Origin of the sequence: Acinetobacter sp. AOR18_HL, from assembly GCF_027855145.1 — a bacterium.
GTDB lineage: Bacteria > Pseudomonadota > Gammaproteobacteria > Pseudomonadales > Moraxellaceae > Acinetobacter > Acinetobacter pittii.
The window spans coordinates 37,914-56,261 of record NZ_JAKTIG010000081.1 but is presented as its reverse complement, the minus strand read 5'-3'; the positions used below and the strand labels follow the sequence as shown (position 1 = coordinate 56,261).

The 18,348-nt window shown below is 38.7% G+C and carries 14 protein-coding genes; 3 read left to right on the top strand and 11 right to left on the bottom strand.

All coding sequences use genetic code 11. The features are described from left to right. Positions 1 to 597: 597 nt before the first annotated feature. On the bottom strand, positions 598 to 1,830 hold the full coding sequence (gene tyrS / locus MKL51_RS19745) for a tyrosine--tRNA ligase (protein WP_080973473.1): 1,233 nt from the start codon (positions 1,828 to 1,830) through the stop codon (positions 598 to 600). Positions 1,831 to 1,891: 61 nt separating this feature from the next. On the opposite strand from tyrS, the gene MKL51_RS19740 reads away from it, so the two are divergent. Further along, positions 1,892 to 3,019: an anhydro-N-acetylmuramic acid kinase gene (locus MKL51_RS19740; RefSeq protein ID WP_032007330.1), complete on the top strand. Its 1,128-nt coding sequence runs from the start codon at positions 1,892 to 1,894 to the stop codon at positions 3,017 to 3,019. A 127-nt stretch (positions 3,020 to 3,146) separates the two neighbouring features. After that, positions 3,147 to 3,989, top strand: a complete 843-nt coding sequence (locus MKL51_RS19735) for an alpha/beta fold hydrolase (RefSeq protein ID WP_032007329.1) — start codon at positions 3,147 to 3,149, stop codon at positions 3,987 to 3,989. A gap of 60 nt (positions 3,990 to 4,049) precedes the next feature. On the opposite strand, the gene erpA is transcribed toward MKL51_RS19735, so the two are convergent. From erpA to MKL51_RS19715, 4 genes are all read right to left on the bottom strand, one after another. After that, positions 4,050 to 4,385, bottom strand: coding sequence for an iron-sulfur cluster insertion protein ErpA (gene erpA, locus MKL51_RS19730; protein WP_002115421.1), 336 nt, complete (start codon positions 4,383 to 4,385; stop codon positions 4,050 to 4,052). A 124-nt stretch (positions 4,386 to 4,509) separates the two neighbouring features. After that, positions 4,510 to 5,514 carry a putative solute-binding protein gene (locus MKL51_RS19725; RefSeq protein WP_005804873.1) on the bottom strand — a complete coding sequence of 335 codons (1,005 nt, stop codon included), beginning with the start codon at positions 5,512 to 5,514 and terminating at the stop codon, positions 4,510 to 4,512. Between the two features lie 351 nt (positions 5,515 to 5,865). Next, complete coding sequence (locus MKL51_RS19720) at positions 5,866 to 6,873, bottom strand: putative solute-binding protein (protein WP_002115480.1); 1,008 nt, start codon at positions 6,871 to 6,873, stop codon at positions 5,866 to 5,868. A gap of 255 nt (positions 6,874 to 7,128) precedes the next feature. Further along, positions 7,129 to 8,133 carry a putative solute-binding protein gene (locus tag MKL51_RS19715; protein WP_032007327.1) on the bottom strand — a complete coding sequence of 335 codons (1,005 nt, stop codon included), beginning with the start codon at positions 8,131 to 8,133 and terminating at the stop codon, positions 7,129 to 7,131. A gap of 253 nt (positions 8,134 to 8,386) precedes the next feature. On the opposite strand from MKL51_RS19715, the gene MKL51_RS19710 reads away from it, so the two are divergent. Beyond that, complete coding sequence (locus MKL51_RS19710) at positions 8,387 to 10,315, top strand: ATP-binding cassette domain-containing protein (protein WP_032007326.1); 1,929 nt, start codon at positions 8,387 to 8,389, stop codon at positions 10,313 to 10,315. A gap of 50 nt (positions 10,316 to 10,365) precedes the next feature. Here the strand turns inward: MKL51_RS19710 and MKL51_RS19705 are convergent, their stop codons facing one another. The 6 genes from MKL51_RS19705 to dnaA form a co-directional block, all read right to left on the bottom strand. Further along, positions 10,366 to 11,292: a hypothetical protein gene (locus MKL51_RS19705; protein ID WP_032007325.1), complete on the bottom strand. Its 927-nt coding sequence runs from the start codon at positions 11,290 to 11,292 to the stop codon at positions 10,366 to 10,368. A 135-nt stretch (positions 11,293 to 11,427) separates the two neighbouring features. Then, positions 11,428 to 11,820: a cytochrome b562 gene (cybC, locus tag MKL51_RS19700; protein WP_023187717.1), complete on the bottom strand. Its 393-nt coding sequence runs from the start codon at positions 11,818 to 11,820 to the stop codon at positions 11,428 to 11,430. Between the two features lie 35 nt (positions 11,821 to 11,855). Further along, on the bottom strand, positions 11,856 to 14,324 hold the full coding sequence (gyrB, locus tag MKL51_RS19695; protein WP_017481207.1) for a DNA topoisomerase (ATP-hydrolyzing) subunit B: 2,469 nt from the start codon (positions 14,322 to 14,324) through the stop codon (positions 11,856 to 11,858). 52 nt (positions 14,325 to 14,376) lie between these two features. Continuing rightward, the gene (gene recF / locus MKL51_RS19690) at positions 14,377 to 15,459 is read right to left on the bottom strand and encodes a DNA replication/repair protein RecF (protein ID WP_240283129.1); all 1,083 of its coding nucleotides are present in this window, start codon (positions 15,457 to 15,459) and stop codon (positions 14,377 to 14,379) included. Positions 15,460 to 15,473: 14 nt separating this feature from the next. Continuing rightward, positions 15,474 to 16,622: a DNA polymerase III subunit beta gene (gene dnaN / locus MKL51_RS19685; RefSeq protein WP_017481208.1), complete on the bottom strand. Its 1,149-nt coding sequence runs from the start codon at positions 16,620 to 16,622 to the stop codon at positions 15,474 to 15,476. A gap of 97 nt (positions 16,623 to 16,719) precedes the next feature. Further along, a complete protein-coding gene (gene dnaA / locus MKL51_RS19680; protein WP_017481209.1) occupies positions 16,720 to 18,129 on the bottom strand; it encodes a chromosomal replication initiator protein DnaA in 1,410 nt (469 codons plus the stop codon). Positions 18,130 to 18,348 lie beyond the last annotated feature (219 nt).

Sequence of the window (18,348 nt, the reverse complement as noted above, 5' to 3'; positions counted from 1 at the left end):
TCAAATTCATCACTTAAAGCAACCAATCTAATCTCAAGTAACTGTTTTTCAACAAGTTTCTATCTGCATCACCGCCGATGGATGTGCATTATAGATGATTAAGATCCCTTTGCAAGGGATATTTCAGCCTTTTTCACTTGAGTGCCGTTTTTTTCTACTATTTTGCGAAAAAAGTGATATATATGGCTTTTTTTTAGGCATTTTCATTACTTTTTATTAGTTTTTATATTTAAGAATTTAGGACATTTTTAATTTTCTATATCTTCAATAGACGTTATAGACATATATAGTCCCTTAATTCTAAAGAATCTAAAGAATCTAAAGAATCTAAAGAATCTAAAGAATCTAAAGAATCTAAAGAATCTAAAGAATCTAAAGAATCTAAAGAATCTAAAGAATCTAAAGAATCTAAAGAATCTAAAGAAATAATAGAGTAAATACTCTACCCTGCTTTATATTTCTTATTATTTTTAATTTAATTCTTTAACTATTAATTATGTTTAGATGGTTCCACGTGGAACGCTTTAATTGATTTTGTGATCCAGAAATAAAAAAAAAGCAGGATTACTCCTGCTTTTTTAATCTATAAATTTTTTATTAGTCAGTGAAAATTACACGTGCAATTGCTTTTTTACCTGATTGAATAATAAAGCTTCCGTTTTCTTTTACAGAGAAGCTTGCATCAACAGCATTCCAGTCAACTTTTACCGCACCACGAGCAACCGCATCTTTTGCCGCAGCTGCATTTGGGTTTAGGCCTGCTACACGTAAAATCGTAGCAATAAAGATTTCTCCTCCAAACTCACCAAGTGAAATAGTCACTTCTGGTGTGTCTTCAGGTACTTCACCTTCTGTAATACGGTTACCAGCACTCTTATGGGCATTAGTAGCAGCTTCTGCATCATGGAAGCGTTCAACTAACTCAAGCGCAAGGATACGTTTTACTTCTTGCGGATTACGACCAGCAGCAATTTCATCTAATAGAGCTTTGATCTCATCAAGAGATTTGAAGCTTAATAAATCGAAATAGCGTTCAATTAAAGAGTCTGGCATTGATAAAACTTTTTGGTACATTGCCCCTGGTGTATCAAATACACCAATATAGTTACCTAAAGATTTAGACATTTTATTTACGCCATCTAGACCTTCTAGAATCGGCACGGTGATACACACTTGAGATTCTTGGCCATAACGGCTTTGTAAAGTACGACCCATAAGTAAGTTAAAGGTCTGGTCTGTACCGCCTAACTCAACGTCAGCTTCAAGCGCAATTGAGTCATAACCTTGAACTAAAGGATATAAAAACTCATGAATTGCAATCGGCTGATGATTGCTATAACGCTTAGTAAAGTCATCACGCTCTAACATACGTGATACGGTTTGCTGACTTGCTAATTGGATAAGGTCAGCAGCAGACTTTTGATTAAACCATTCTGAGTTAAAACGTACTTTTGTTTTATTCGGATCTAATATCTTGAATACTTGCTCTTGATAAGTTTTAGCATTGGCTTCTACTTGTTCACGTGATAACGGCGGACGAGTTGCACTTTTACCAGTTGGGTCACCAATCATCGCTGTATAGTCACCAATTAAGAAGGTAACTTCATGGCCCAAGTCTTGGAAAGTTTTTAGTTTATTAATAAGAACCGTATGGCCTAAATGTAAATCTGGTGCTGTAGGGTCAAAACCAGCTTTAATTTTAAGAGGACGATTCTCTTTAAGCTTTTTCAGTAAATCTTCTTCTGAAATAATTTCGTGCGTGCCTCGTTGGATGAGGGCAAGCTGTTCTTCGGCGGGCAAGAAATTTGACATCACAAAACCTAAACACATCAGTTATTCAATTTGTGCGATATACTAACATTTTTTCAGCGTCTTGCAGGGGAAGTTGCATATGAGCGCAATCTATATCGGCGTAATGACTGGCACTAGTATGGATGGTGTAGATATTGTAGCGGCTTCATTTGAGCCACTACAGCTTCATGCCACTCTTACAGTTCCATTCGAACCCGAGTTACGTGATGAGCTTATGGCATTAACTTTACCCGATGACAATGAAATTGACCGCATGGGTAAAGCTGATGTTGCTCTAGCCAAAATGATTGGTGATGGGATTAATACTCTCATTGAAAAGCACCAATTAGACCGTAGCCAAATAAAAGCAATTGGTTCGCATGGGCAAACCATTCGTCATCGTCCAGAACATGGCTTTACGTTACAAATTGGTGATCCAAACATTATTACTGAAATCACTCAGATTCCGGTTGTTTCAGATTTCCGTCGTAGAGATATGGCAGCAGGTGGTCAAGGCGCGCCATTGGTTCCGGCTTTCCATCAAGCATTATTTCAACATCCAAGTATTCATCGTGTAATTTTGAATTTGGGTGGTATTGCTAATGTGAGTATGCTGCCTGCCAATAACAGTGACGGCGTATTTGGTTTTGATACAGGACCTGCAAATATTTTGATGGATGCTTGGTGCCATCGCCATACAGGTCATCCATATGATGAAAATGGTGACTGGGCAGCTTATGGTCACCCTATTCGCTCTTTACTCGACCGTCTTCATGCGCATGAGTATTTTTCTAAAGAACCACCTAAGAGCACAGGACGTGAAGACTTTAATATTGATTGGTTAGATGATCAGTTAATCGATTGGCGAAATGATTTAACTTATGACGAGTTAGAAGATACACCTGAAAACATCCAAGCTACCCTATTAAAACTTACTGTGCGTGCTATTCAAAAAGCGATTTATCGTTCTGAGATGGAAACAGGCGAAGTGTATGTTTGCGGTGGTGGAGCTTATAACTCTTATTTACTAGAACAGTTACGTTGGCGTTTACGTAAACATAATTGGTCTGTTCAACCTACCGATGTGTTAGGACTTTCCCCTACTTGGGTCGAGGCTACAGCATTTGCATGGTTAGCAATGCGCTTTGTAGATGGTTTAAGTGGAAATTTGCCAGCAGTCACAGGCGCTTCGGATTTCAGAATCCTAGGTACGATCACTGCAGTATAAAACTATTTATTGATTTGTTTGGTTAGATTCGACCTCATAGCACATTTACTGACCCGAAATGCTGTTATGTAAATGAGCATAAAAACTCATGATAAATGCCGATAAAAATAATTTAAGGCATGTTTGTATGGATCTGACCAAACGTATTCATCAATATACACGCGGGGCTTGGACATTCGATGTGATTGATTCAGGCCCTATAGATGGTCCACTCGTTGTTTTATTGCATGGTTTTCCAGAAACTGCTCATAGTTGGGAGCAAACCTCTGAATTATTGCATCAGCATCAATTTAGAACGCTTGCGATTCATCAACGTGGTTATAGTTTAAGTGCTAGGCCTCAAAGCCGATTTCAATATTCATTGAGTGAACTTGTAGAAGATGTGGCAAGTTTCATTGAGCAGCTTAGCCAACCAGTTTATTTAATTGGGCATGACTGGGGCTCGGCAATCGCTTCGGGCATTGCTATGAAGTATCCACAATATATTCAGCATCTCACTTTAGTTTCTGTGCCCCATCAAGCTGCTTTTTTAAAAGCTTGTTTAAGCAGCAGACAACTTTTTAAATCTTATTATTTTGCAATTTTTCAGCTACCAGTCCTGCCAGAACTTTTATTTAAAAAGATACCTAAATTGGGTCGTAAGTTTCTAAAGTCATCAGGCATGACTGAACAGCAAATTGCTATATTCGAGACTGAGTTTATAAAAGAAAATAGATTAACTACGGCGTTGAATTGGTATCGTGGCTTTTTTTGGAACAAACCTCAAAATCCATTTAAAGCCATAGATGTTCCAACTCTTTTTATTTGGGGTAAACATGATATTGCCGTTACAGAAAAAAGTGCGGAGCTAAACTCACGTTATTTTAAAAATAGTTATGAAGCAGTTTTTATGGATGCATCGCATTGGATTCCATATCAGAATGCACCTGAACTGGTACAATACTTTTTAGAATCTGTCCGTAAAATATAATGATCTGATCAATAAAAAAACCTCTCTATTTTGAGAGGTTTTTTAAATTTTAAAATTCTTTTAAATCGAGAATGAAGAACCACAACCACATGTTGTTGTTGCATTCGGGTTTTGTACGATAAAACGTGAACCCTCAAGACCTTCTACATAGTCAACTACTGAACCAATAAGGTATTGGTAGCTTAATGAGTCAACCAGCATTTTCACATCGCCATTTACGAATTCTGCATCATCTTCATTTACGCTTTCAGCAAAATTAAAGCCATACGAAAACCCTGAACACCCGCCTCCTGTTACATATACACGTAACATGAGATCGTCATTCCCTTCACTATCACGGAGTTGGCGTACCTTATTGGCAGCATTATCTGTCAAAACTAGAGCTTGGGCATTCATGATGATTGTTCCTCGGATTTTGCTGTGCCTTTCAAAATAAAAAAGACCCTATATTGAGTATAGCATAATCAATATAGGGTCTGTCTTCGAAGTTTAAAGCGAATCTTGAGTATTTTTATCAAGATTATTTGTAATTCTCATCCTGTAAGCCACATTCGAAGTTCTTAGCATCTTGCTTGCAACGGAATTGCCATAGTAGTTTCATCATGCGTTTATCATATACACCACGTTGTGTAAGGTTAATTCGAGACTCACGCATGAGCTTTTGGTAGCCCGGTTTATCGGCTGCTGGGACATCCATCCAGTATTTTTGTGGAATATCAGCTTTCATTTTACCCAAGATGGTAAAAGCACGTGGTAGCTGACCTGAAACCCATTCCCTAGATTTTTGGCCAAAACCAGCTGGGAACTTATCAGGTCGGATAATAATATTTCCTGTGACCTGTAAGATTGGATAATTCACGATCGCACCTTTTGTACCTAAACCTTTTTGTAGTTCCAAAGGTTTAAATGCTGCTGCTGGCGCACCAATAATATCAACTTGATGGTTATTAAATTTCGCACCGAAATTTGTTACGTCAGCACTAACCGCCTGTGCCCCGACCTGCTGAACCATAATTTTTTGTGCTTCATCATAATCAAGCACAGCAATTTTCTTACCTGCAGCTTTCGCTACTGTATTGATGCTACGGTCATTTACCAAAAGGTAAGCATCACCAACCGGAATAACACCGACCACCTCATAGCGACCATTAACCATATATTTACTAAAAGTCGGACTCGCTAAACCTTGCATCACTTTTACAGCAAGCTTGAGATCAGGAATGGCCCCAATTGCATCTAATGATCCAGTAAATGAGTTAAATTGGCGACCACGCATCCCTGACACGCTAATGCCATCACATTTACCCGCTTTAAAATCTTCAGCAATCACGGCTTCATTCTGGTTTACTTTAAGCTCGATATCAGCTCCCCAGTTTTTAGCGGCAAGTTGATAATCCTTCATCAGCGCATAAACGTCGCCATTTTTTCCAACGAAGTCAAAAACACATACTGTTTGTTTAGCCTCGGCTGCAAAAGAAACTGTGGTAAGTCCCATCGCAAGTAATAGCGTTTTGGAAAATTGCATATTCTTTTTCCTTTCCTTGTGGAGTTTTTGTTTTTCGATACCAAGAAATTTCACACCATCAGGTATGAATCGGATAGGCTTCATATAAAAATCATGATGGAATATTTGTATAGACCGTTTTTACTTTTATGATTTTATTTCCCTGAAAAATAGATAGCGATTGATCTATCTATTAGCAATTATTTTAATCACTCAAGTCCTTGATCCATTTTTATACCTTCATGTTTCCTTATGAAGTTTTTATCTAAATTTAGCTTAACGTCTTTCTATTTATCCACAATGGCAGAACTGACAGCGCATATAAAACAAAAAGCCTAGAACTCAGTCTAGGCTTTCTGAAAGAAATTAGGATTATTCACCAGGCATTGAACATTCAAAGTTAGCCTTGTCTACAGAACAACGTGCTTTTTTGAGTACAGACATCATTCCTGCATCGTAAACACCGCGTTTAGTTAAGTCCATACGGCCATCACGCAACATTTTTTGATACTTAAGTTTGTCTTCTGCACTTAAGTTCATTTTGTATTTGCCAGGAATTTGCGCTTCTAAACGGTTGATCATTGCAAAGCTCTTAGGTAACTGTTTAACAAACCAGTCACGAGATTTTTGACCAAAACCAGCTGGGAATTTATCAGAACGTAATACTAGATCTGCTGTAACGTGTAATACAGGGAAGTTCCACATTACACCGTTTGCGCCTAAACCTTTATTTAACTCTAATGGTTTGTAAGCATAAGCAGGTGCACCTACCATATCTACCTGACCATTGTTAAATTTAGCAGCAAAGTTTGAGATATCAGAAAGAACTGCTTGAGCTCCTACACGTTGCACCATAATTTTTTGTGCATCGTCATAGCCAAGTACAGCGAATTTTTTACCCGCAGCTTTTTCAACAGAGTTGATGTTTTTGTCGCGTACGAAAATGAATGCTGAACCTAGCGGAGAAATACCAGCAACTTCGTATTTTTTACCACCCATATTCGTGGTCATTTTTGCTGCATTACGCGCATCTAATACATAAGTAATTGCACGTTGAGCGATTTGGTTGTTTGGAACACCACCGAGTGAGTCGATAGATCCTGCGAATTTGTTATATTGGCGTGCACGCATTGCTGTCATTGCTACAGCATCACATTTACCCGCTTTAAAATCATTATCGGCAACAGCCTCGTCCTGACGAGGAACTAAGTTAATTTCAGTACCCCAGCCTTTTGCAGCAAGAGCCCATTCTTCCATCATTTTATATGAGTCGCCTGCTTTTCCTAAGAGGTCGAATACACATACGGTACTCGCTGCTTGCGCTGAAGCAGAAAAACCAACAACAGAAGCGGCAGCCATAGCAAGTACGATTTTTTTCATTTTCTTCATCCTTCCACGGAACAGATTTTTTGTTTGAAGTTTCCTTTCAAACACAGATATTAATCATGTTTTTTAGAAAAAAATAGAGCTTTTACTCAAATATTTTTATCTCATTGAACCATTGTTTGTTGGTTTTAAATTATTTATTAAAAGGAAAAATCGCTAATTTTCCGTAAGTTATTTTTTATATTCATAATTTTCATACCCATATTCAGCTTTGAAATATATGTAGCGTTTTTGTGTTTAAAAAATAAACTACTCTCCATTAAGCGTACATTCAAAATTTGTCCGTTCAACTGTACAGCGGGCACGCTTTAGCACACTCATCATTGTTGCATCGTATACACCTTGTTTTGTTAAGCTGAGGCGACCTTCACGTAAAATTTTTTGATATTTAGTTTTGTCTTCTGCTGAAAAATTAATTTTAATTTTTGAGGGTACACCCATTTCTAGCCGCTTTATCATGGCAAAATTCTGAGGTAATTTTTGTATAAACCAAGCACGTGACTTTATACCGAAATCTGTGGGGAACTTATCACTTCGGGCAATTAAATCACCCGTAACGTTAACTACGGGGAAAGTAAACATTGCCCCTTTCACACCGACCCCTTTACCAATCTCTAAAGGTTTATAAGCATAGGCTGGTGCCGCAATTGCATCGACTTGGCCACTATTAAACTTTTTCACAAAATCGATAATTTCTGAAGGAATGGGCTGAGCGCCAACGCTTTCCACCATAATTTTTTGTGCTGCGTCATATTGCAAAATAGCAAACTTAGTCCCACGTACTTTTTCAATTGAGTTGAGGTTTTTATCTCTTACAAATAAATAAGCCAATCCAATCTGAACAATACCAACGACCTCGTAATTGGTTCCAGTTTGTGTAGTCACCATGCGATGTTTATTACGCTTATCTAAAACATAACTAATAGCTTTTTGGGCGATTGCATTACTGGTTACCCCTCCAATCGCATCAATTGAACCTGCAAATTTATTATAATTTCGCGCCCGCATGGAGGTCAGATAAGCGGCGTCACATTTTCCTTCACGCAGTCTACGGTCAACTAAGCCTTCATCTTGAAATGGAATTAAAGTGATATCTGCTTGCCATTCTTTCGCTGCAAGCGCCCACTCTTCCATCATTTTATAGGATTCACCTGACTTTCCTAATAAATCAAACACACAGACACTTTGCCCAGCATGTACTGTCCCCACAGCACAGCAAAATACTGCACCAATTATCCCCAATCTTTTTTTCATTTGACTTTCCTTAGTCTAGTTTTATTAGTAGCTCATTAATCAACCAAATTTCAAACTGTTTTTATTTTAGCCATATTTTTTTAAAAGTATTCTATCTTATTCAATATTTTGAAAATTTCGGATGAATAGCGAAATTTAGGATGTCTTGATATATCTAATTATTAATACCTGCTCACTAAAATCCGGAAAGTTTTGTTTTCATCGGCAGTTCTCTTTAAAATACAGCATCCCTAACTCACCTCGATACAATAAGATGATTCAATTTGACCAAGTTTCTTTACGCCGCGGTGGACGTGTTTTATTTCAAAAAGCGTCTATGCAATTACACCCAGGTTGGAAGATTGGTCTAACTGGTGTAAATGGCGCGGGTAAATCGACCTTATTTGCTGCACTACTTGGAAGTTTAGGTGCAGATGAAGGTTCACTTACTCGTCCGACAGGCTGGACCGTGGCGCATATGGCCCAAGAAGTGAAAGCCCTAGATATGCCTGCAATTGATTTTGTTCTTTCAGGTGATGAAGAGTTTTGGGATATTCAAAATAAGCTTGCTCAACCAGATCAACTGACTGATTTTGAACTGGCTAAATTGCATGGCCGCTTTGATGAAATTCATGGTTATTCAGCGCCCTCTAAAGCTGCGCAGCTCATGGCAGGTCTTGGCTTTCTAGAAAATCAATTACGTTTGAACGTTGAGAGCTTCTCAGGTGGATGGCGTATGCGTTTAAATTTGGCGCGTACATTGATGAGTCGTTCTGATCTACTCTTACTGGATGAACCAACAAACCACTTAGATTTGGATGCAATTCTGTGGTTAGAAGATTGGCTTAAAGCCTATGAAGGTACACTCATTCTAATTTCGCATGACCGCGACTTTTTAGATGCGATTACAGATCATATTCTTCACATTGAAAATCAAGAACTCACGCTTTACACCGGAAACTACTCTACGTTTGAAACCACACGTAGTGAACGTCTTGCCCAGCAACAGCAAGCTTTTGAGAAGCAGCAAGAAACACGTGCTCATCTACAAAAGTTTATTGACCGTTTTAAAGCAAAAGCGACTAAAGCTCGTCAGGCACAAAGTCGTATTAAACAACTTGAGCGCATGCAGCAACTTGCACCAGCCCATATAGATACGCCGTTTACTTTTAGTTTCCGTGAACCAACTAAAATGAGTTCACCTTTGCTGACTTTAGACAACGCCAGCATTGGTTATGGTGATAAGCAAATAGCCGAAAAAATCAGATTACAAATTACACCAAACTCACGTATTGGTTTACTGGGTATGAACGGCGCAGGTAAGTCAACATTGATTAAGAGCTTGGTAGGTGATTTACCACTCTTGGCAGGTGAACGTAAAGCTTCCGAGCTGCTTAATATCGGTTACTTTGCGCAGCACCAGATGGATGCTTTAGATGGTCACGCTAGCCCAATGCTACAGCTTGCACGTATAGCAGATAAACAAATTAGTGAAGCCACTTTACGTTCATTCTTAGGTAGTTTTGGCTTTAGTGGTGAACGCATGGATACACCATGTGAAAGCTTTTCTGGTGGAGAACGCGCTCGTTTAGCCCTAGCACTCATTGTATGGCAGCGTCCAAATGTTTTAATTCTCGATGAACCAACAAACCATTTAGATCTTGATATGCGTCATGCACTGAGCATGGCATTACAAGATTTTGAAGGTGCAGTTGTTCTGGTTTCCCACGAACGTCAACTTATTGCAAGTGTATGTGATGAGCTTCTTTTAGTACACGGCGGTAAATGTACTGAGTTCGAGGGTGATTTACAGGACTATGCTAAATGGCTACGTGAAGCCCGTCAGCAACAAATCAATGCTCAGACTGCTGTCGCACAGAACAACTCTTCCTCTGCCGCTCCAGCGCCTGCTAAAGTTGATAAAGAAGCACAGCGTAAAGAAGCAGCTCGCCGTCGTGAACAGACTCGACCTATTCGTAAAAATATTGAAAAAGTTGAGTCTCAAATTGAAAAGCTACAACCGCAGCTTGCCAAAATTGAAGAATCCTTAGCAGACACATCTTTATATGAGGCTGCACGTAAGGATGATCTACTCAAACTTATGAATGAGCAGACAGAGCTGAAAGCTAAACTTGAGCAACACGAAGAGCAGCTTTTGGAACTCATGATGGAATTAGAAGAAATGGAAGCTTCTTTTGATTAATCCATTTTCTAAAATAAAAAAGCCGATTTCTTAATCGGCTTTTTTATTGATTAGTAAGGCGTATAAAAAGCCCCTAATTCATTTAAATTGGTATTGATCGGTAAAGGCCAAACACTGCTTGATAAGCTGTCAGCAATATATAAATCGTATCCGCCTCGACTCCCTGTTTGTCCTGCAAGAGATACCACCATGTAACGCTGATCTAAAGGAGCTGGATCGGAAGTATCATAATTAGTGTTGTTAAATGGCAAACGTGTAGTTTGTTTATTAGCCATATCATAAATATAGATCTGGTCATGAGGATTTGTTGGGCTATACCAGCACACATATAAGAACCGACTTCCTTGCCACCATACTGGATAATATGAAGCGATATTGGTCAGTTGTGTATCATAAGCACCCGACTGATCAATACTAAAAATTCTAGAATTATTTCCAGCACCTTTTGCATACAAAATTTGAGTGGTATTCACCATCGGATAAGGCATCGATTCTTCTATATCCCAACCATTTTGAGTCACAGAAGTCATCGTCCGATCCGTCATTTTAATAATTTTTAGATCGCCATTTTGTTTAAAAATAATACGCTGGTTATCTATAAATTTAGGGTCTTCATCGCGCTTATTATTGCCCTGAGTTAGGTTAATGGGTAACTCAGTGCTTCCGACTTTCCAAACATACACATCCCATGCATCGCCATAATGCTGTCCAGAATTCACTCCCATAAACGTTAACCATTTTCCATCTGGAGAGAAATGGCCATTCATCATATGGTCAATTTTCCAATTTGCGCCGAGTAATGTGGTCTGCTGTGTTGTGAAGTTATAAAGATAAAGCTTACTGTCCCATGCCTCATAATCACTATAACGATGAAATACTAATTTTCCATAAAAGGTGGGGGCTATGGCAGCATGCAGTTGAAATAAACAATTAAAAAATATGATTCCAATACATAAGAGTTTTTGTATTTTTTTCATAATTATATTTCCTATTGTTATTAGTAAGTACCGCATAGAGAATATAACTTCGAATAGTTTACTTGTTAAACAAAATACTTTTTTCGGATACAAAAAAGGGCTAATGATGATTAGCCCTTTACCATAAAAAATCAATTACCTAAATTTTTTATGATTTTCATTTCGTATTTTGACTAAATTAATTGCTTCAGTTTTGGCTTGATCTAATTGTCCTTGCTCAACTAAAACAGTTACTTTATCAATTTCGGCAACAAGCTGATCTAAACCAGCTTGGTACTCTTTTACCTTTACATTTTCTGATGGCAAACCTTCGAGTTTATGCGGCAAATATTGCTTAGAAGAAACTGCTGCTTCACGCATTACAACAAGCTGTTTTTTCGCGTTATCAGCATCTTTCGCTTCAGCAAATGCTTTAGTACTCTTCGCTAAAGTTTTCATATTCGTTTCTAGGTCTGCCGCCCAAACAGCAGAACTTCCTAAAAACACACATGAAATTAATAGGCTAGCTAATAATTTCTGACTCATCATTCTCTCCCTAGACTGATTTAGAATCATGTTATGAATTAAGCATCAATATCCGCATTTAAAGCATTCTCTTCGATGAATGCACGACGTGGTTCAACATCATCACCCATTAAGCAAGAGAACATACGATCTGCTTCAATCGCATCATCAATTGTCACCTGCAACATATTACGGTTTTCAGGGTCCATTGTTGTTTCCCACAGCTGTTCAGCATTCATCTCTCCAAGACCTTTATAGCGTTGGATCATCATACCGCGGCGTGAATCTTGCAAAATATGTTGCCAAACTTGATGGAAGTTAGCCACTTGAATACGGCGATCACCTTTTTGTAAAAAAGCACCGTCTTCAAGTAAAGTGAACCAACTCTTCGAGTTTTTGAGTAAACGTGCATATTCAGCTGAATTCAATAAAGCTGCATCAAGCAAATACGCATGCGGCAGATTATGAACATAGACAGTAATACGCGGCCAATAATGCGCAGATTTTTCACCTTGAGCATTTTCACGCTCAAATGCCTCTAAAGAGATTTCTGCACGTAAACTTGGCTGTAATCTGGTAATGATATCGCGTACCTGATCTGCCCATTGTTGTACATAAGCTTCATCATGGTTTTGATCACTCTTGAATACTTCTACTTCAAGTAAAGCATCCAATAAGCTAGCTGGATAACGTAAAGTTAAGCGCTGTAAGCTCTTTTGTGAAACTTGATAGTCTTGAATCACTTTCGCCAGTGCTTCACCAGTAATTGCAGGTGCTTCAGCATTGGTATGTAGAGATAGCTCATCAATTGCATTTGAGATGAGATAAGTTTCCAATGCATCATTATCTTTGATGTATTGTTCTTGCTTACCTTTCTTCAATTTATACAAAGGTGGCTGAGCAATATAAATATGCCCACGCTCAACCAATTCTGGCATTTGACGGAAGAAGAACGTTAACAACAAGGTACGGATGTGCGAACCATCGACGTCGGCATCGGTCATGATAATGATTTTATGATAGCGAAGCTTATCAGGGTTATATTCTTCACGACCAATACCACAGCCAAGTGCAGTGATTAAAGTACCCACTTCCTGACTAGAAATCATTTTGTCAAAGCGTGCACGTTCAACGTTCAGGATTTTACCTTTCAACGGTAAAATAGCCTGCATTTTACGATTACGACCTTGTTTAGCACTACCACCAGCAGAGTCACCCTCGACTAGATATAATTCAGAAAGTGCTGGGTCTTTTTCCTGACAGTCAGCCAATTTACCTGGTAAACCTGCAATATCAAGTGCACTCTTACGACGTGTCATTTCACGCGCCTTACGTGCAGCATCACGTGCACGCGCAGCATCAATAATTTTACCGGCAATCGATTTTGCAGCTTGCGGATTTTCAAGTAAGTAAGCAGAGAACTCTTTGTTCATTGCTTGCTCAACCGCTGGTTTTACTTCACTCGATACTAGTTTTTCTTTAGTTTGAGAAGAGAATTTCGGATCAGGTACTTTTACCGAAATAATCGCGGTTAAACCTTCACGTGCATCATCGCCTGTCACATTGACTTTTTCTTTCTTGAGAATATTTTCATTTTCAAGATATTGGTTAAGACCACGCGTTAAAGCTGCACGGAAACCTGCTAAATGAGTACCGCCATCCTTTTGAGGAATATTGTTGGTAAAACAACGCACGTTTTCTTGATAACTTTCATTCCACTGTAATGCAACTTCTACACCAATACCGTTTTCTGTATCAGCAGTGAAATGGAAAATCTCGTTTAGATGAGTTTTACCTTCGTTAATGTATTTTACAAACTCAGATAAACCACCTTCGTAGTCATATACGTGCTCAAGGTTAATACGTTCATCACGTAAAACAATACGCACGCCCGCGTTTAAAAATGAAAGCTCTCGTAAACGACGCGCTAAAATTTCAACGTTAAAAATGGTTTGACTAAAAGTTAATTCACTTGGCCAAAAACGTACAGTTGTACCACTGCTATCCGTTTCACCAATCACACGTAATGGATATTGCGGATCACCGTGGTGATACTCTTGTTCGTGCACTTGGCCAGCGCGATTAATAATTAAATGCAATTTACTTGAAAGCGCATTTACAACTGAAACGCCTACGCCGTGCAAACCACCTGAAACTTTATAGCTGTTATCGTCAAACTTACCGCCTGCGTGCAAGATCGTAAGAATTACTTCCGCTGCAGACACCCCTTCTTCAGGGTGGATATCTGTTGGAATACCACGGCCATTATCAGAAACACTTACCGATTCATCTTCGTGTATCGTGACAATAATTTCGTCACAATGCCCAGCTAAAGCTTCATCGATTGCGTTATCGACAACCTCGAATACCATATGGTGTAAACCGGTACCGTCGTCTGTATCCCCAATATACATACCCGGACGTTTACGAACTGCATCTAATCCACGTAATACTTTAATACTAGAGGAATCATAAGCCTTTTCATTGGTTTGTTCTGTTTGAGAGGCTGATTGAGACTCTGAACTCATGGTTTCTCCCTAGCAAATATAGGTTTATTCAAAGATGGGTAACATCAAAAAATTATGGTGAAGCAAGACTAACTTGACCGGATTCAACATTGAATAATTGATATGAAATAGACAGATCATGTAAGTGTTTTTTTACCGATGCATGATCTAAAGTTGTCATAAAAACCTGGCTACCAAGTTGGCTTAATCGTTCAATTAAACGTTGTTGTGCGGTTAAGTCTAATTCTGCTGTCAGATCATCTAATAATACCACAGTTTCCTTATTACTCGCATGTAACATTGCAATTTGTGACAGTTTTAAGGCAATAATCAAGAGTTTTTTCTGACCTCTTGATAAAACTACATCAGCATGTCCAAACGGGGTTTTTAAGCGCAAATCTGCACGATGTGGGCCATACTCGGTATAGCGTCGTTCGACGTCTTTCTGGTGTTGATTCAGCAAGTCTTGCATGAGTCCCTGCTCTGTATGAAAACCGGGACTATATTCCAGTTCAATCTCTAGATCAGGTAGCAATTGACTTAAATCATTTTGAAAAAAGACATTCCATTGTTCCACAATACTTAAACGCTGAGAGTGTAAAATTTCACCATAATCACTCAACATTTTATTCCACGGCTCTAAATCCGCTAGAGAAATATTCCGTCTGGTTTTAAGTAAAGTATTACGCTGCTTTAATGCACGAGAATAATATTGCCAAGCAAAATAAAACTCAGGTTCCACGTGGAACATCAGCCAATCTAAAAGCTGGCGCCGAGGTTTCGCCCCATGGTCAATAATATCTGTACTTTGTGGATCAATATGCTGCAAAGGAAGCAGTTTAGCGAGTTGTCCTTGTGTAGCCACTGTATCGCCATTGACCTTCATCAACTGCTCACCAGAGGCCAACTTTTGCATGCCAATTTTTTCAGTTGCAGATTGCGCGAAAACAATCGCATCTTCAGCAGAGTATTGAATATAATTTTTAGGTATATGGGTACGGAACGACCGCCCTGTTGCAAGCAAATGGATTGCTTCCAGTATTGAAGTTTTTCCTGAACCGTTAGCGCCATAAAATACATTAAACGGTTGCAACCCTTGGAGTGCAACCGTTTTTAAATTACGCACACGTTCAATATTTAAACGCGTAAGATGCATATTAGATAGCCAGATTATACACGCATCGGCATAACGACATAGGTTTGATCAGGATGTGCCGGATCTTGAACCAATACAGATTGATTTGCCTCAGTCATGCTCATATTTACATCATCACCATCAAGCACACCTAAAACATCCAGCAAATATTGTGCATTAAATGACATTTCAAGCGGTATGTTTTGATACTGAATCGCTAAATCTTCAATCGCTTCGTCTTGTTCAGGGTTATTTGCACGTAGCTGTAAAGAATCTTGATTAAAATTCAAGAAAACACCACGTAATTTCTCATTACTCAAAATTGCGACACGTTGTAATGATTGTTTGAACACATCATGGCTAATTAACACATGTTTATCGCCACCACGTGGAATTACACGACGATAATCAGGGAATTTTCCATCAATCAACTTTGTAGTAAAGCGAACAGTGATATCGCCCTGCTCTTTGTCACGGCTTGGCGTATTAATTGTGACATTTAACAATTCGCGACCAATCAGCAACGTTAATTGTTCATCTTCAATGCTAAGTAAACGCTGTAATTCACCAACAGCTTTACGAGGCACAATTGCTTGGACCAATTGAGATGATGTAGAAGAAGCAGTAATTTCACAAAGTGCTAAACGGTGACCATCTGTTGTTACTGCACGTAATTGATTTTCATCAATTTCTAATAAAGTACCCGTTAAATAGAAACGTACATCTTGTACGGCCATAGCAAAAGCCGTTTTTTCAAATAAACGCTTTAACTCACGTTGAGTGACCTTTACTTGTGTACCTTGACTATTTTCAGTGGTCAATAATGGATAATCTTCTGCCGGTAAAGTACCTAATACAAAACGGCTATTACCAGATTTTAAAATACATCTTTGATCTTCTGTAATTTGTAAGTCAATCAATGCAGCTATAGGCAATGATTTACAAATTTCCATCAACTTACGAGCAGGAACAGTTGTTTCACCTGCTTCAATGCATGCCCCTTCTGTTAAAACAGTACTGGCAACCAGCTCGACTTCTAAATCAGAACCGGTAATGGTGAGTGCCTGAGCATTAGTCTGAATTTTGACGTTTGAAAGAATATTCAATGTATGACGACGTTCTACCGCACCGACAACATGCGATAAAACATTGAGTAAGCTTTCTTTAGCGATTTTCAAACGCACGATTCATTCCTCTAGCAACTTGGAGCAAATATTTCATTTTTTAGCTGTGTACTATGCTGCACTTACGTAGACTTTGCAACAACGTCTTATCATTTCATTAACTCTGGAGTAGACGCAGTAGATTTTTATAATCTTCGTCAAAAATCGGATCTTCTTCACGTAGACTTACTACTTTTTCGCAAGCATGCATGACTGTACTGTGGTCACGTCCACCAAAAGCCATTCCAATTTCGGGAAAACTATCACCAGTTAACTCACGAGCAAGTCCCATTGCTAACTGACGTGGTCGCGCATAGATTCGAGTCCGCTTTGGTCCTACCAATTCTTTTAAAGGAATACGGAAATATTCACTCACCACACGTTGGATATTTTCTACACTAATTGTACGCGCACGGATTGCCAACACATCTTTTAAAGACTCTCGGACAACATCAAGATCAATTGGTGCACCTTTAAAACGAGAAATTGCGACGACTTTATTGAGTGCGCCTTCAAGTTCACGTACGTTGGCAACTACTTGTTGTGCAATAAATAATGCGCAATTTCGAGGTAAATCAACGCCGCTATTTTCGGCTTTTTTCAATAGAATTTCGATACGAGTTTCAATATCTGGCGGTTCAACGCCTACTGAAAGACCCCAAGAAAAGCGAGAAACCAAACGCGGGTCTAACTCGGTCAATTCTTTTGGATAACGATCTGAAGTTAAAATAATCTGTTTAGATTCATCAAGTAATGCATTGAATGTATAGAAGAATTCAACCAAACTTGCTTCTTTACCTGCTAAAAGATGAATATCATCGACCAACAATAAATCTAAAGAACGGCAATTTTTCTTAAATTCTTCAACTTTGCCTTTTTGCAAAGAACTTACAAAATCCTGAACGAAGCTCTCAGAGGTCATATACATCACCCGTGCATTAGGCTTGGCTTGCAATAAAGCATTACCAACTGCCTGCATCAAGTGAGTCTTACCCAATCCTGTCGGACCATATAAGAATAAAGGGTTATGCTGTGAAGCACCTAATTGTGTTAATACCTTTCTACATGTTTCAGCAGCCATCTGGTTCGAACGGCCTTCAACAAATAAAGAAAAAGTAAATTGGGGGTTTAATAGTTTCTTTTTCGGTGTTTTTGGGTTCACTACACTATTAGTAGTAGGTGAACTGGAAATAGAATCTGGTTCTTTTTTTACTTTAATACTTTGTTGGGACGCAGTTTGCAAAGCAGCAGTTGTAGTTGCTGGCTGCTCACCTGATGACAAAATACTACCAGGACGAGAATCAACTAAAATCTCAACCTGACGTACTCGCCCTTCTGATAACTGTTCGGCCAATATAGAAATTAATTCTAGATGGTTCTCTTGAATGTAACGCGTCCAATAAGGATTAGGTGCATAAAGACGCAGTGTCCCTTCTACTTCTTCAGCAACTAATGGGCGAATCCACATCGCAAAGACGTTATCAGAGAGCTCTTGTCGCAAGCGAGTTAAGCAGTCTGTCCAAAGCATGTGTATCCCCTATTTCTGCGTTTTTAAATTCAAATAATCTAAAGATTAACCCTTCCTGATGAGAAGGGGTCGCCATTCTAACCAAGTTATCCACATCTGTCATGACGATTTCAGTTGATTTTGTCTAAAAAGAAATCTCTTGTGAATGAATTTAAATTCAAAATGGCTTGTGTATAACTTTTTGCACAAGCTGTGGATAAATTAACACATAAACTTATC